The sequence below is a fragment of the Psychrobacillus sp. FSL K6-4046 genome, assembly GCF_038624605.1.
In the GTDB taxonomy this organism is placed as follows: Bacteria; Bacillota; Bacilli; order Bacillales_A; family Planococcaceae; genus Psychrobacillus.
This window is the reverse complement of the sequence record NZ_CP152020.1, coordinates 419,565-435,406: the sequence shown is the minus strand read 5'-3', so window position 1 is coordinate 435,406 and position 15,842 is coordinate 419,565. Positions and strand designations below refer to the sequence as shown.

At 36.8% G+C, this 15,842-nt stretch carries 11 protein-coding genes; 1 reads left to right on the top strand and 10 read right to left on the bottom strand.

The window, feature by feature from the left end; translation table 11 throughout:
- Positions 1–223: 223 nt before the first annotated feature.
- Both MKY09_RS02180 and MKY09_RS02175 read right to left on the bottom strand, forming a co-directional pair.
- On the bottom strand, positions 224–661 hold the full coding sequence (locus MKY09_RS02180; RefSeq protein ID WP_251553564.1) for a YusW family protein: 438 nt from the start codon (positions 659–661) through the stop codon (positions 224–226).
- A gap of 82 nt (positions 662–743) precedes the next feature.
- Positions 744–992 (bottom strand): hypothetical protein, encoded by a 249-nt coding sequence (locus MKY09_RS02175; protein WP_205964018.1) that lies wholly within the window; start codon positions 990–992, stop codon positions 744–746.
- Between the two features lie 427 nt (positions 993–1,419).
- Between MKY09_RS02175 and MKY09_RS02170 the strand changes: the two genes are divergently transcribed.
- Positions 1,420–5,229 carry a S8 family serine peptidase gene (locus MKY09_RS02170; protein WP_342567458.1) on the top strand — a complete coding sequence of 1,270 codons (3,810 nt, stop codon included), beginning with the start codon at positions 1,420–1,422 and terminating at the stop codon, positions 5,227–5,229.
- Between the two features lie 654 nt (positions 5,230–5,883).
- On the opposite strand, the gene MKY09_RS02165 is transcribed toward MKY09_RS02170, so the two are convergent.
- The 8 genes from MKY09_RS02165 to MKY09_RS02130 all read right to left on the bottom strand — a co-directional run bounded on the left by MKY09_RS02165 (position 5,884) and on the right by MKY09_RS02130 (position 15,700).
- Positions 5,884–6,285, bottom strand: coding sequence for a collagenase (locus tag MKY09_RS02165; RefSeq protein WP_342567457.1), 402 nt, complete (start codon positions 6,283–6,285; stop codon positions 5,884–5,886).
- 39 nt (positions 6,286–6,324) lie between these two features.
- On the bottom strand, positions 6,325–6,747 hold the full coding sequence (locus MKY09_RS02160) for a hypothetical protein (RefSeq protein WP_342567456.1): 423 nt from the start codon (positions 6,745–6,747) through the stop codon (positions 6,325–6,327).
- Positions 6,748–7,144: 397 nt separating this feature from the next.
- A complete protein-coding gene (gene istB, locus MKY09_RS02155) occupies positions 7,145–7,891 on the bottom strand; it encodes an IS21-like element helper ATPase IstB (protein ID WP_169361551.1) in 747 nt (248 codons plus the stop codon).
- Positions 7,888–9,435, bottom strand: a complete 1,548-nt coding sequence (gene istA / locus MKY09_RS02150; protein WP_342568204.1) for an IS21 family transposase — start codon at positions 9,433–9,435, stop codon at positions 7,888–7,890. The genes istB and istA overlap by 4 nt, the downstream gene beginning before the upstream one ends.
- Before the next feature lie 483 nt (positions 9,436–9,918).
- Positions 9,919–10,908, bottom strand: coding sequence for an SEC-C metal-binding domain-containing protein (locus MKY09_RS02145; RefSeq protein WP_342567455.1), 990 nt, complete (start codon positions 10,906–10,908; stop codon positions 9,919–9,921).
- A 114-nt stretch (positions 10,909–11,022) separates the two neighbouring features.
- Positions 11,023–12,405 carry a HAMP domain-containing sensor histidine kinase gene (locus tag MKY09_RS02140; protein ID WP_342567454.1) on the bottom strand — a complete coding sequence of 461 codons (1,383 nt, stop codon included), beginning with the start codon at positions 12,403–12,405 and terminating at the stop codon, positions 11,023–11,025.
- The gene (locus MKY09_RS02135; RefSeq protein WP_342567453.1) at positions 12,402–13,076 is read right to left on the bottom strand and encodes a response regulator transcription factor; all 675 of its coding nucleotides are present in this window, start codon (positions 13,074–13,076) and stop codon (positions 12,402–12,404) included. Before MKY09_RS02135 ends, MKY09_RS02140 begins: the two co-directional genes overlap by 4 nt.
- Positions 13,077–13,597: 521 nt before the next feature.
- Positions 13,598–15,700 carry an MMPL family transporter gene (locus MKY09_RS02130; protein WP_298471072.1) on the bottom strand — a complete coding sequence of 701 codons (2,103 nt, stop codon included), beginning with the start codon at positions 15,698–15,700 and terminating at the stop codon, positions 13,598–13,600.
- Positions 15,701–15,842 lie beyond the last annotated feature (142 nt).

The following is a 15,842-nucleotide window of genomic DNA, read 5'->3' as shown; positions in this document are numbered from 1 at the left end:
TTTAACATTAATTTAATATTTTACATATTATATTAATCACGTTATTTCTAATTCTCTACACACGTTCAATCAAGAAAGAACAAGATAATATTGATTTCCGCTTTTACAAATACCTTCTGAAGAGTAGCCTCATTCCACTGGTAAAATTAATTAATTGTTTTTAAAATAAAAAAGGTATCGGAGTTAATCTCCCGATACCTTTTCTCACATTCATAAACAAAATTTATTTATTATCTCTATACTCAATTTCTTGACCATCCTCGTAAAGAATCTCTAGGTCAAATTCAGTATAGTCACTGATCCCAAATGCTGTATTAACTTTCTCTATTACTTCTTCCTTAGTCATATCTTTTGTTAAAGCTAAGTCAGTAAAGATTGGCTTTAAGAATTCGTAAGCTTCATCTCCGTGAAGTTTTTGAGAGTCTAGTGAATTCACATACTCTGCTTCCACTCCGTTTGTTTCCACTTCAAAGGAAGCTTCTACTGCATCTCGCTGTTCAGCAGTATCAATATCTAAATCAAAAGAAGTAAAACCAAACTCGCTTTCTGCTGCTTCAGTGGTAGGCGGATCGCTTACCTCCTCCTTGTCTCCACATGCCCCTAAAAGAAGAGCCGATGATAAAAAAACGCTACTTAGTATTTTACCTTTAGTACTAATCATATATAAGTCACTCCTTACTAATTTATTACTATTACTATTACTAGCATTGTCTAGAAAATGATTTCTTAAACATTAGTAAGAATTATCCTGGATATCGTTTATCTGTTGCGGAAGTATTTTTAGTCTTACTATGGTTACTTTCATCTTTTACTTTTTGATTTAATTCCTCCATAGGAATGGGATCTACATTTTTCATCGCTTCATCTCTATCAAAAATACTTTCCTTTTCAGTGTCTAGAAGATCAGGATTGTCTAATATACGTCCAGGAATATCTTGTTTTTCTGAATCCTTATGGTTTACGTTATGGTCATTTACATTCTTTTTGTCCATTTTTATCCACTCCTTCTTCGTTTATTTATGTATATCCTTTTTGACAATCACTAAACATTTTCGACAAGTTTCGCCAGGATAACTGAACTAAAAGACCTAACCGTATATATTTAGCACTATTTTTACAAAATAGGGGTTTTTTTTATTTTTTTCATCAAAGCATGAAATAATCTTGTAAGAATCATACTCCTTTAGATTTATCACGATTTTCTTTGCAAAAACAATCATAAATACCTAAGCCTTTATCAATCAAATCCAAGACTATGAAATTACTAAAAAAACAAATTAGTGCGACATATCGATTATTTTCCTTCCATATCCTCTATTTACACGTCTCACGTATACTCTCTCACTCTATTTTAAATGTTCTGAATATATGGTAAGTTCTAGTAGATATATTAAACATATTTAAGAGGAGGAAAAGGGATTGGGAATTAAGAAAAAAACTACTATTCTAGCTGTGGTAACATCGCTAATGTTTAGCTCTGCATCATTAGGATTAGCAAGTCCTGTAGCTGCAAAACAGATAGAAAAATCTATCACCAATACTCAAGTGCAGAAAACACCAAGAGTACCAGAAAGGCTACGAGTTCCAGAGAATCCTAGCGAAAAGGTGCGAATCATTGTGGAACTGGAAAAGGCTCCAGCCATTGAGACAGCAACCAAAAAAGGGGTTTTATACAAGAACCTATCGAAATCTGAAAGAAAATCAGTTGAATCTGCTATTGAAACTGATCAACGTAATGTAAAAGACAAAGTTAAAAGAGTTTCAAAAAACATACAATATAAAGAAGAGTTTACTGCAATATTTAATGGATTCTCTGCTGAAGTAGATGCTAGAGACGTTGCAGGGATTGGCCTAATTGATGGTGTCAAAAGAGTCTATGAATCTACAGAATATGACCGCCCCAAAATAACACCTCAAATGGTGCATTCTAAGGAACTTGTACAAGCCCAATTGGCTTGGGAGAAATATTCCTTTAAGGGTGAAGGTATGGTTGTTGGTGTCATCGATACAGGAATAGATCCTAACCACCGCGATATGGTCCTATCGGATGAAAATACGGGAGAGATTACTTCTGCAGAAGTAAATGCGTTATTAAATGACGGATCTATTGAACCTGGTTTATTTTTCACTCCAAAGGTTCCATTCGGTTATAACTATATGGATGAAAACACAGAGATTCGAGACATTGGTCCTGATGCTTCCATGCACGGAATGCACGTATCCGGTACAGTAGGTGCTAACGGAGATGAAGAAAATGGCGGTATTAAGGGGGTTGCCCCAGAAGTGCAGCTTCTTGCACTGAAGGTATTTGGTAACGACCCATTATTCCCTTCTACGTATGGAGACGTTTATGTAAAGGCAATGGATGATGCAATTAAACTTGGTGCGGACGCGTTAAACATGTCCCTTGGTTCAACTGCAGGATTTGTAAATAGTGAAAGCCCAGAACAGCAAGCCGTAACTCGCGCGCAAAATAATGGACTACTTGTAGCTATTTCTGCCGGTAATTCTGACATGTTTGGCTCAGGCACTTGGTATCCATATGCTTCTAACCAAGATTATGGTTTAACAGGTTCCCCTTCTGTTTCAGAAGATTCATTTGGAGTAGCTTCCTATGAGAATGATTCAATAACTGCTTCTAGCTTCCAATATGCTTTTGATGGAACTGATGCTGGACGAGCAATGTTCTTACTGGCAAATGATAAGGAGCCTGCTGATTTACCTGGCGATTCCTATGAGGTTGTTGAAGCTGGATTAGGTACACCAGAGGAGTTTGCTAGTAAAGATGTAGCGGGTAAATTTGCTTTAGTTTCTCGTGGCAGCATCTCATTTGTCGAAAAGGGCTTAAATGCACAAGAAGCTGGCGCGGTTGGAGTTATTGTATATAACAATGCTGCAGGAACTATTAATATGGCTTCTGACCCTGCGATTCGTATTCCATTTATGTCTGCTTTACAAGCTGACGGACTAGCTATCAAAGCTGGAATTGATGCTGGTCAAACAGTAACTGTTTCATTTGATGGCAAATATATTGATACACCAAACCCTACTAAAGGTAAAATGAGTTCATTTACTTCTTGGGGTCCAACTCCTAACTTAGATTTTAAACCAGAGATTACTGCTCCAGGTGGCAATATTTTCTCTACATTGAACGATAATAATTACGGATTAATGAGTGGTACATCCATGGCAGCTCCACACGTTGCAGGTGGTACCGCATTAGTATTAGAGCGTGTAAATGAAGAATTTGGACTAACTGGCGCAGAACGTGTTCAATTCGCTAAAAATCTAATGATGAATACAGCTAAACCAATTGAGTTAAAAGCTGGTGAATACGTATCTCCTCGTCGTCAAGGTGCTGGAATTATGCAACTTGCTAATGCTTTAGAAACGGATGTCGTAGTTACCAATAGTGCAACTGGTGAAGCTAAAGTAGCATTAAAAGAAATCAGTGGAAATCAATTTAACTTCTCTTTAAAAGCTAAGAACTATAGCAATGAAGCAAAAACTTATAATGTAGATGTACAATTACAAGTAGACCGTCCAGTTAACGCTGGAGCTAACTACGTAACGATTCCAAATAACGAAACTTATGGTTCTTATGTTTTAGAAGAATCAGATGCTGACGTGTCAGCACCTACGACTGTCACAGTTCCTGCAAATGGAGAAACTACTATTCAGGTATCAGTAGACGCTTCTAACTCTGAGTGGTTAAAGCAATACTTCTCTAATGGTTACTTCATCGATGGATTCGTGCGTTTAGTCGATCCTTCTGAAGAAACTTCTGGAAATGTGCCATTAACTGTTCCATTCTTTGGTTTTAATGGATCTTGGGATGATGCTTCTATTTTTGATGAATTCCTTTGGGAAGATTTAACGTACTGGGGATTCCAAGGGTTAGCTGACGATAAAGGGAACTTTATCAATGGGTCTACTTTGAATGAAGAGTTTGATCCTACTAAATTTGCTTTCTCCCCTAACGGAGATGGAACTTTAGACAAAGTAATTCCTGTATATTCACTAATGCGTAACGTCAAGGATCTTCAAATTAATGTGTTAGATGCAAATGGGAAAAAATTACGTACCATTCGCACGGAAAAATATTTAAGAAAACACTATATTTCTACTAACGCATATACATTCTCAAATGCTAATGCTTGGGACGGTATGATTAACGGTAAACCTGCTGCAGATGGGCAATATAAGATTCAGCTACGTGGAGTTATCGATTATGCAGGTGCTGAGTGGCAAACTATTGAGTACCCTATTATCTTAGATACAAAAGCTCCTACAGCTGAAATTGCATTTGACTTAGAAACAAAAACACTTACTGTAGCTAATGCAAGCGATCAAGGTGTTGGAATTGATCGTATTGAAGTGTACTTGAATGATGAAGAAATTACAGAAGCAGCAACACTTGAAAGCTATGTAATAGAACAGGCTAAAGCTGGAGATAAGGTAACCGTTAAAGTATGGGATATCGCTGGTAACTCAACAGTAGAAGAAATTATTGTAGAGGAAGCACCTGAAACGGAACCGGCTCCAGAAAAAGAAACAAAAGAACCTGTAATCTACATCCAATCACCTGAGTTTTTCGGTTACTATCAAACAGGTGAAGTGTTAGTTCAAGGTACAGTGGAAGACGATTCTAAAATTAAATCATTAAAGATCAATGGAGTACCAGCTAGTTCATTTGACGGTAAAGCATTCTCTCATACGCTATCCTTTAAAGACGGGGTACAAAGTGTGAACGTAGAAGCTATAGACGAATTTGATAATAAAATGGCTATTACTCGCAAAATTATTGTAGATAGTAAAAAACCGACTGTAGAAGCAGTTAAAAAATCTCTTCCAAAAGGTAAATTAGATGCGGATGCAGAAAATCCTGTCATCCAAGTTAAGGTTGGAGATAACTTTGATGAAGTTCGCCTATATCTAAATGATAGCGAAGTCTTCTATCGACCAGTTTCGTCACCATATGCAATGAATGGCTATAGCGAAACGATTGACGTAGAACTACCTTTAGAGCCAGGTAAAAATGAATTTGTTTTAAAAGTAGTAGATTTAGTAGGCCATGAAACTACCCAAACTATAACAGTAGAAAAGAAAGAGAATGGTAAGGGCAATGGAAATGGAAATGGAAATGGAAATGGAAATGGAAATGGTAATGGTAACGGGAACGGCAATGGAAATGGCAATGGCAATGGTAAAGGAAATGGAAAGAAGTAGTTCTTCCTAGTCTCTAGTCCTTAAGGCTTTCACAAACCTTCCCACACAAGAAAAGCGCAACCGCCTATCCCTGCCCCGACAGGCAAATGGAGAAAAGCGAGGAGGCAGTTCCTCAGCCACCGGAGCTTTCATCCATTTGACCCCGAGGGGCAAGGCGGTGGAGCTAGACATCCAGAAAAGCGCAACCGCCTATCCCTGCCCCGACAGGCAAATGGGAAAAAGCGAGGAGGCAGTTCCTCAGCCACCGGAGCTTTTATCCATTTGACCTCGAGGGGCAAGGCGGTGGAGCTAGACATCCAGAAAAGCGCAACCGCCTATCCCTGCCCCGACAGGCAAATGGGAAAAAGCGAGGAGGCAGTTCCTCAGCCACCGGAGCTTTTATCCATTTGACCTCGAGGGGCAAGGCGGTGGAGCTAGACATCAATTTATCCATAGGTTTAGAACTTTACAGTTTCCTAAACAACAAAAAAACTCCGAAAATTTACAGTTCGTAAATTTTCGGAGCTTTATTGTTTTCACCTTCAATAGAATCCGTATTTACTCAATACAAGTAAATGAAAAGGCTATATATGTTCTACATTCTTATCTTATTAAATAGAGATAAAGCTAGAAATGCTGATTTTCGCTGCCGAGTGTACGCTTCCGTGGGCACAATCAATAAATACCTGATAAATTATTAATATCCATCCCGGTTGCACTTTTAAAACCTTCATCAAAGTCACCTTTAATTTGTGTTTGAATGAGTATTTCATTAATAATCTCATTATCAAATTTATTAATTAGGTATCTAATAGTTAAATACGATTGTAAATATACATCGTACTCAGGATTAGTACGATAGCGATCCCATTGTGTATATGTCGATAGTTGGTTTACAGGTAAAATTTTAGCATCTATATTGTAGTGATCCTGATCGTCACTACCAATATACTCTGCGACACCTTCAAAAAACCAGTATGGAATCTCTTTCTTAGGTATTTCTAGTTCAGTTAATTTCTGCTCCAATACATTATGAGTATATTCATGTATTATATTTTTATTATATAACCAAACCATTGGCGGTATATTATTAAGGATAGCTTCTCGATCTTCGGGCTAAATTCCCAGCATGTTCATACTATCAGCATTAAGTCCTATAGCATAGTCTAAATTGGAAAAACTCTCTATTTGACTATTGTTTTCAAATAGAACTACGTCGTAGGGTTTATTATAACTACCAATAAATTTTTCATTTAAAATAATACCTCGTTCGAGTGCAGTTTTGGTTGCTGGTAATAACTCTTTGTCTAATTCTAAATAATATATATTTAAATGCTTGTACTCCGTTTTATTATATTCTTTTAATAATTCTTCTTTTTTTCTAGCTATTTCCTCCCCTTCTTCCCTTTCTATCGCCGTTAAGGCAGACACCAGCTGAGGCATGGTTTCTTTATACTTGATTACCGCTGTTCTAATAAATAATAGAAAGACAATTAGTAATACTAGTAGTACTAATATGTAGAATGTTTTTTTTGACAAGGTATATCCACTCTTTCTATTTTTTTATTATATTCCTATTGCACTAATTCATTTTCAATTCTATTTTCCCGAGTACTTTATAACATTTGGTTGTAAAACATACCAATAATTTTGGTCTTCAATTTTTTTGATATTACTGTTATTTAAAAAGTTGTAATACATTTCTTTAGATTTCTCTAGACCATTACTTTCTTCATAAAGTTGACCAGAGAGGTAAGAATAAAAAAAATTTTGATTGTAATTACTATTTTCGATAATGCTATCAAGAGCACTTAATTTTGAAAATAATTACTTTCTAAATATAATCCATGTATATTATATTATTTTGTTGTTTAGAAAGCTGTAACCGTCAAGTAGAATTGAACACTTTTTGCTAATTTAGAGTGAACACTTTTGCTTAAAACAAATTCTGTCGGTTTTTCATCCGATAACTGTCTCCATTCATGTGTATTACCTCCACACGATGTAAAAGACGATCTAAAATAGCCGTAGTAATTCCTTCATCTCCCATTAATTCTCCCCATTGATCTGGACTCTTATTAGAAGTTAAGATGATGGAACTTTGTTCATAAAGATGATTGATCATTTGGAAGAACAGATTGGCCTCGCGTTGGTCCATCGCCATATACATCAAATCATCAATAATAACTAAATCAGAAGCTCTTAATCGTTTCATCTGTACCTGTGATTTATGCGCAAACTCCTCCGTTTTCAGTAGTTGAATTAATTCTCCCATTGTCACAAAGTAAACTTGATAACCTTTGTTAATCGCCTCGATGCCTAAGCCTACGGCTAAGTGTGTTTTTCCCACTCCTGGAGGACCTAATAAGATCAAATTATACTGTTGCTCCAGCCAATTTATTTCTTGTAGTTGAGTAAGTTGGCGTTCACTTAAAGAATTTTGTGCTTCAATACTAAATTCCAACAGAGTTTTCTGATAAGGGAACCGTGCCCATTTCAACCGTCTTTCCACACTCTTAGCTTCTCTTTTCTTCAATTCAAAGTGGGTAATGGCCTCTAGGAACTCTAAATAGGTCCATGAGGATTTCTCAGCTTCGCGAAGGAGCTGTGGAAGCTCCTCGGCTGTTTCGGCTAAGCGTAATAGTTTGAACTGGCTCTGAATTTCTTTTACCGTATGATTCATGAAAGTTCGCCTCCTAAAATGCTTGTGTACGTACTTAAAGGACGTGTTCCAACTGGTATATCTACTTTATGAATCAGCCGTTTCTCCTGTTCTAAGGAAAGTAATGGTTCCTGTTGAGATTGTTTTTTTAGGTAAAGTACAACGTCTTTAAAATCATTCGCACTATACAAATTTTCATTGATGCATTTCTCCAGCGCCTTATCTAACCAAGTGGAATCGTTTATTGAAACCGAACGGAAAATTTCTAAATGATCTCGACGATAACGTGGGTATTTCTCGAGCACTTTCTCTATGTACGCCTTCGCTTTTTCTTCCTCTTCAAATGTCGATAAAAGCCCCTTTTTTAAAGCCTCGATACCTTTAGATCGATCCCTACTATGATTTCTATTCTTAATAAGAATACCCTTCTCCTTGCTGATTGTATGTTTGGCAATGACTTCACGATTCTTACTACTTCTGATAACCAACTGCTTGTTATTGGAGCCTTTTACTTCAAGGAACACCTGATTATTTCCTTTTGTTTTGTAAGTACCTATCGGTACGGAGTATCGATTAGACTCAAATCTGACTGTGTTGTCCTTCATTACATTTCTTGTTATACTAGACTCATTCATACTTTCTATTGAAAGTAAGCTAGAGACCGGTTGTAAGTGTTGCTTTTCGAGGAGAAACACTTCTGCGGGTCTTTTTTTCGTTGTGTTATGCACATTGTGATTCCCAGTTCGTTCGAGCCATTGAAGTGCTCGTTCATTCCAGTCATCAATATCTTTAAAAACTCGACTATCTGCGAAGTTTCCTTTGATAAATTTAACGACATTTTCAATCATTCCTTTTGATTCAGGGTCTGCCTTACGACATAAATGAACCCTGAAATTCCGTTCTTTCACATACGATTGAAAATCGGTAGTCAGAATTAAATCACCAGCGTTCTCGCTAACCGAAAGTAAATGATCCTGATCGTATACAATTTCGTTAGGCATTCCCCCATAAAAGTGAAAGGCGTTTTCATGGCAGCGAATCGCATCTCTTGTTGTAAATGGTCGATCTTGCCATTCCATGTATTTGTGGCGTGAATGCGCCAAAACAAACGCGATAAAGTAAAGTTTTATTTCTCTTTTACTTACCGTTTTCTGCTTTGTTTCTCCCCAATCAACCTGCATCTGTTTTCCCATAGGCTGTTGTTGTATTGCCTCATACTGCCTTGTTTGTTTCGTCTTTTCAATTTGATATTTCTCTCTGACTTCTTGAACATATAATCGAACAGTACTGTCTCCAATCTCTAGGCTTGGAAACTTTTCTAATAACCAATCTTTAATCTGAGCTGCACTTAGGTGTGGATATTCCTCCAACCAGGCAACTATCCAATCTAGATGCTCATCTAATTTCTTCTTCCTTGTTTTACCTTCTTCAAATTGTTGTATCGCCTCTTCAAAGCTCATCTCCAAATATTTATACACTGTCGTTCTAGATACTTTAAACTGATTTGCAATTTGAGAAACTGTTAAGTTTCTTTTGGCTAGTTGATGAATTTCTAAATAAAGCACTAATTTTCCCTCCACTTGTCTGACCCCCAATAAACGAATATATATAGTTTACTGAAAATCTATTAGATTAGCGAAAGTGTTCAATGTTATTTAGCAGCAACTGTCCATTTTATTTTAGCGTTTACAAAAGCTTACTTTGATATTTTGTTAATAGATTTTCTAACTGCTTTTTATCTTTATTTAAAACGTGCTACTGATCAAAATGACATTCATCTAATACATCTTTGGCAACTATTCCATACGATGGAAAACTCTAAAAGGATTATAAACATGTTAATTGATTTCATAAGTTATGACACGCTTGAATCAGAACTTATTATTTTCCCAGCAGGCGATGTTGACTTTTGCTACCTTACACCTTAAGAAGCTAATCCGTTGAAAATAGATAAAACAAAAAAAGGGTTGGAAATCGAAATGGTTTCCAACCCTTTTGCTTACAGTCTGAGGCTATGTAGATTCTAGATAGCCTTTACCTATTTATATTTATACTACTTTTTCTTCGTAATACGCTAATAACTCATTATAGTATTTGTTTAAAGAAGATGTTGAAACTTCAAATGTCTCGGCAATTTCTTTAACCGTTAAGTCTAATGGCTCAAAGAAACCTTTATCTTGTCCAAATCTTATGGCACCTGCAGCTATTGCTACTTCTTTTCTAGCATTAGGCTGTTGCTCAAATAAATAATCTTCTACAGCTTCTATCAATTTAGTATAGTCACGTTGATTTTTTTCTAGAAAATCCATCGCTTGCTGAAGTACCCCTGCTTCAAAGAAGGTATACTCTCCACCCTGATAGCCATTTTTACCAAGGGCAACCCAAAGTTTCAAGCCATTTTCTTTAAGGAATTCTTTGTCTGTTGTATCCTTGCCTGATTTAAATTCTTTCGTAAACTCCTCAAATACTACCTTATGATCCGTAGGGAAAAACACAAGACTTGAAACAGCCAAGTAATGGTTGTCTCCTTGGCCATCCGGCAATATAAAGCAATATATATGCATGCCAGTCGGAACCGGCTTATCATTTTCTCTTCTGAGTAAGATTACTTCATTGGTCAATATATGCTTGACAGTTAAATACTCCGCCTCCACAACCGTTACCTCTCCAACAAAAGCACTTGGCTCATTCCAGCTATCTAACACCTTCAACGTCGAAGGGCGAGCTATTTTCTTATGTTGCTTTTCTAAATAACCTGTCCAAATATCTAAACGTTGGTGAAAGAAGAATTCATCCATTGCTATTGCTTCTATCATTTCCTGCTCCATAAAGCCTTTTAAGGATTTAATCCACGTTGCAGCATAATCTCCAAAAGCTGTATAATCTTTTCTTTCTGGATATTCATCATAGAACGTCTGTAGCACTCGTTCTAATTCTTCCGTTTTAACTTCCTCTATAGAAATAGTCTGTTTAGACTCACAGCATTTTTTATATTTTTTCCCACTACCACATGGACAAGGATCATTTCGTCCTATCATTTAAAACACTTCCTTCTTATATGCTAAGTGCTTATTTTAACACGAATTTCATCCTAAATTAAGTTCTCCCCACAATAAGCAATGAAATAGTTAAATGGAACGTTTAAACTCGGTTTAAAAAGCTATTTGTTTAGGTAACAAAATAACAAATAAGGTCCCCTCGTTTATATTGCTTGTCACTTCTATTTTGCCTTTATGCAATTCAACAATTTCTTTTACAATCGCGAGACCTAGACCTGAGCCTTCCTTTGTTCTAGATGAATCTATACGGTAGAATCTCTCAAAGATTTGATCTATCTCTTCTTCCTTCATACCAATTCCGCTGTCTTGGAAGGAAATCCTTACATAGTCACTACCGTCTATCACTTTAATAGAGATTTCACCTTCTGCTACATTATATTTAATAGCATTCGTTAGCACGTTATCCCATACGTTTTCCAGTAGATCTATATCTCCATAATACATAACTGGTTCCATCTCATAAGAAAGATCCATATTCTGCTCTTCTATTCGCCATCTATACTTGTAAATGACCTTCTTAAGCTGTTCATCTAATCTAAAATCAGATTTCCTTACTGGTCTTGCAGATTGATCCAGAGATGTTAACAACAAAAGTTGCTTGGTCAGATTGGATAATCTTTTTGCCTCCTGATCAATCACCTGAATATAATCTTCTCTTTCCTCCTTACTAAGGTCGGTCGATTTTAAAAGGTCTGCGTACCCTTGTATATTCAAAAGAGGCGATTGGAAATCATGGGACACATTACTTATAAATGCCTTTCTTGCCTCATCATTAAGCTCAAGCTGTTTAACCATGTTAGAGAAATTTCTAGCTAGCTGTCCAAGCTCATCGTTACGGGTAATATCTAATTCCACTCGATAATTCTCCACCATTACATGTTTGGTTGCATCATTCAATTGCTTAATTGGTTTAACAAGCTGCTTAGCCAGTAATAACATAGAAGTAAGAATTATTACCGCAAGTGCGAGTAGGAAGCCTAATAGCAATAAATGCATATCAGAGAACAGTAGCTGGTTATTTGGACGAATAAATAAACCGTAAACTATACCTTCATGCTCGAAAGGAATACCAACAGTATTTCTAACACTATTTGCATAATGATTAAAGATAAAAAACTTACCTTGATAATCACGCATCCCATGATAAATATTTCCATTTAATACTTCCAAACGAATTTCTTCTGGTAGCTCAGTATCTTGGAATGGTTCACCATAAGAATATTCTTCTTCATTTTCATTAATGACATATGCCTGATAGCCCAACTTAGTTATGGATTCTAGATAGTTATTGAAGCCCCCTCCATGCATTTTTTCTAAGACGGAAGTAATTTCTATAGCCACTCCAACGTTTTTCTCATCATTCTTTTCTTTAATTTGTATATTATAAACGATACTTACAATTAGAAAACCAGCTAGAATACTAATCCCAATAATAAACAAAGTGGCTAAAGTATATTGTCTATACAAGGATCTCATGGTTCTATCACATCCAGCTTATAACCAAGACCGCGTACTGTCTGAATCTCTATCCGAGCCTTCGCTTTCTCTAATCGTTGTCTTAAACGCTTAATATGTGTATTTAATGTTTGGTCATCTCCTTCATAATCGTAACCCCACACTTTTTCCATTAAACTAGTTCTTGTGAAAACTTGTTCTGGCTTAGAGGATAATACACTTAAAAGCTCGAACTCCTTTAAAGGCAGTAAGAGGGTTTGTTTGCCTACGGTGACCTCATGGGTAGAGCGATTAATAGTTACGTTACCAATTACCATAATTGGCTTAAAGGTCTTGTCCAGTCTACGTAATATAACTGCAATTCTATAAAGTAATTCCTTTGGCTCAAAAGGTTTTACTAAATAGTCATCTGAGCCTGCTAAAAAGCCTTGCTCCTTATCTTCTAATGCTCCTTTAGCAGTCAATAAAATTACCGGGATATCATATTCTTCACTTAAAATTCTCGTCAAAGCAAAGCCATCCATCCCCGGCATCATTACATCTACTACAGCTAAATCTGCCCAACCATCCTTTAATAAAGTGAGGGCCTCTTCTCCATTTTTAGCTGTCATTACTTCATAACCTGCCCTCTTTAAATGAATCATAACTAATGTCTGTATATTTACATCATCATCTACTACCAGGATATTCATGGATCTACGCCACCTTCTTTAATGCCTGTTTTAAAAGAGGGTGTTTTGTAAGTTACCTTACGAAACACCCTCTAATTGTTTTAAGTTATTATAACAGCTTACAACTTGCCTGTCGGGGCAGAGATAGGCGCCTTCGCTTTTCTTGGTGTCTAGCTCCGGCGCCTTGCCCCTCGGGGTCAAATGGATAATAGCTCCGGTGGCTGAGGAACTGCCTCCTCGCTTTTCTCCATTTGCCTGTCGGGGCAGACATAGGCGCTTGCGCTTTTCTTGGTGTCTAGCTTCGGCGCCTTGCCCCTCGGGGTCAAATGGATAATAGCTCCGGTGGCTGAGGAACTGCCTCCTCGCTTTTCTCCATTTGCCTGTCGGGGCAGACATAGGCGCTTGCGCTTTTCTTGGTGTCTAGCTTCGGCGCCTTGCCCCTCGGGGTCAAATGGATAATAGCTCCGGTGGCTGAGGAACTGCCTCCTCGCTTTTCTCCATTTGCCTGTCGGGGCAGACATAGGCGCTTGCGCTTTTCTATATTACTTCTTATCTTTTTCGAATAGGAGTATTAGAGCTGGTAGAAGCATTCCGCGAACTAGGAATGTGTCTATAATGATCCCTATTGATACGATGAAGCCAAAGACGAATAGATCTGCTATTGGCATTGTTGTCAGTGCTGCAAACGTTGCCGCAAGAATGATACCAGCTGAAGAAATTACTCCACCTGTATTACGGATCGCTATTTCCAGAGCATCTTTTACCTTGTAGTTTTTACGTTCTTCTATGAACCTGGAGACTAAAATTATATTGTAATCGATCCCAAGTGCAACTAAGAAGATGAAGGAATAAACTGGAACTCGCGTGCTTATTGCCTCGTAACCAAATAACACATCTACAAGGAAAATCCCTAATCCTAATGCTGATAAATAGGAAAGAAGAATAGTTGCCATCATGTATAGAGGCATTTTCCATGATCGAGTCAAAACAAATAATAGAACTACTATTAATAATGTTTCCAATAACACTATCTTATAGATATCACTGCTGTTAGTTTCCCGCTCGTCTACAAGCTTAGCTGTAGTGCCAGCAAAATGAATATCTCCATCAATTTGTGCAGCCTTGAGTATATCCTTACCACTTGTGCGCATATCACCCATATGATCAATTGCTTCAGTCGAATAAGGATTGATATCAAATGCTAGACTATATTTTACTAAGGATTGTTCTTCATTAGCGTTAGTTAACCGCACAGAAGCTACATTCTCTTGCTCCTCAAGTAAGACTCTTAAGTCTTCTACTTGATCATCTGAAAGGTTTGAATTACTTTCTACTAAAATAGACGTAGGAGCAAGCTCACCTTTGTCAAAGTTAGATTCAACTATTTCATAACCCTCACGAGAAGGTAGGTCTTCTGGGAATGACTTAACGGTATCGAATTCAAATTTTAGATTAAACATATTTAATGCAGTGATAACCATCAATACAAAGACAAGACCACCTGTCAAAAATGGTTTGTTAACAACAAATTTAGCAACTGGCCCCCATATGCCATGTTTTACTTCTTTTTGATCTCCATACTTTGGTACTTTTGGCCAAAATGCTTTGCGACCAAACAAAGTAAATAAGGCAGGCACTAATGTAATGGAAGCAATCATAATAATAAATACAGCTGTCCCAAAAATTGGTGCAAAGTTTTGATAATCACGGAAATCAGCAAAGAATAGAACAAGCATAGCAGCTAGGACTGTTCCTCCAGCGAAGAATACTGGCTCACCAGTAGCACGCATCGCATATTTCATTGCCTCATATTTACTTTCATAATGATTCAACTCTTCACGATAACGTGAGAATACGAATAACGAATAATCAATTACAGCTGCAAACAATAAAATACTCATAATCGAAGTAGTAGAGTTATTAATTTCTAACCCACCTGCTCCCAAAAGAGCAATCGTTTGGTTTGCTACCTGATAAACGATAACAGTTGCTAACAATGGGATAAATGCCAGCAATGGTGATCTATAAATAACTATTAATAATATTAAAATAATAACTATAGTAGCAAGTAACAATTGGATATCTGCCTGTTCAAATAGCTTTACAGTATCTCCTGCAATACCCGCAGGACCAGTAATATAGAATTGTGTATCCCCAGTGCTTTTAGCTATGTCATTTCCAATCTTTGAAGCCTCATCATTAATCTCGGCATATTGATCATTTCCTAATCCAGCCTCAAGATTCATAGGCACAATCATAGTTGAACGGTTCTCAGAGATAAAAGATACTAGTGCTTGTTCTGGTAATGAAGCAATATCAACGATGGTGTCAATCCCATCAATATTTGCTTGTTGAATACCTTCAAGAATATTTTTTACACTTTCAACATTTACTTCTCCATCCTCGTTATGAAAAACTAGGATTCCAGGGGTCCCTTGATCATTAGGGAAGTATTTATCTAATTTTTCACTGGCAATTATAGAAGCTGCATCGTCAGGTAAAGATTGAAAATTAGTTACCTTATACTCTCCAAGTTGTGGCCCAGCACTTAGTCCAATCATGAGGACTAACCAAGCAATAATGGTAATCCACATGCCTCGTTTAGTTGAGACCCAGTCAGTAATTGGGTGTAATAGTTTTTTCATATGAGCGTTTTTCCTCCTTCAAAATTTCTATCAAATAGTTAGTTTACAGAAGGTATATGAACTCTCTATGAACTTTCCTTTTACTTTTATATTCTTTCTAATCAAATTTGAAATATTCAAGTCAAAGTAAATTTACCACTTG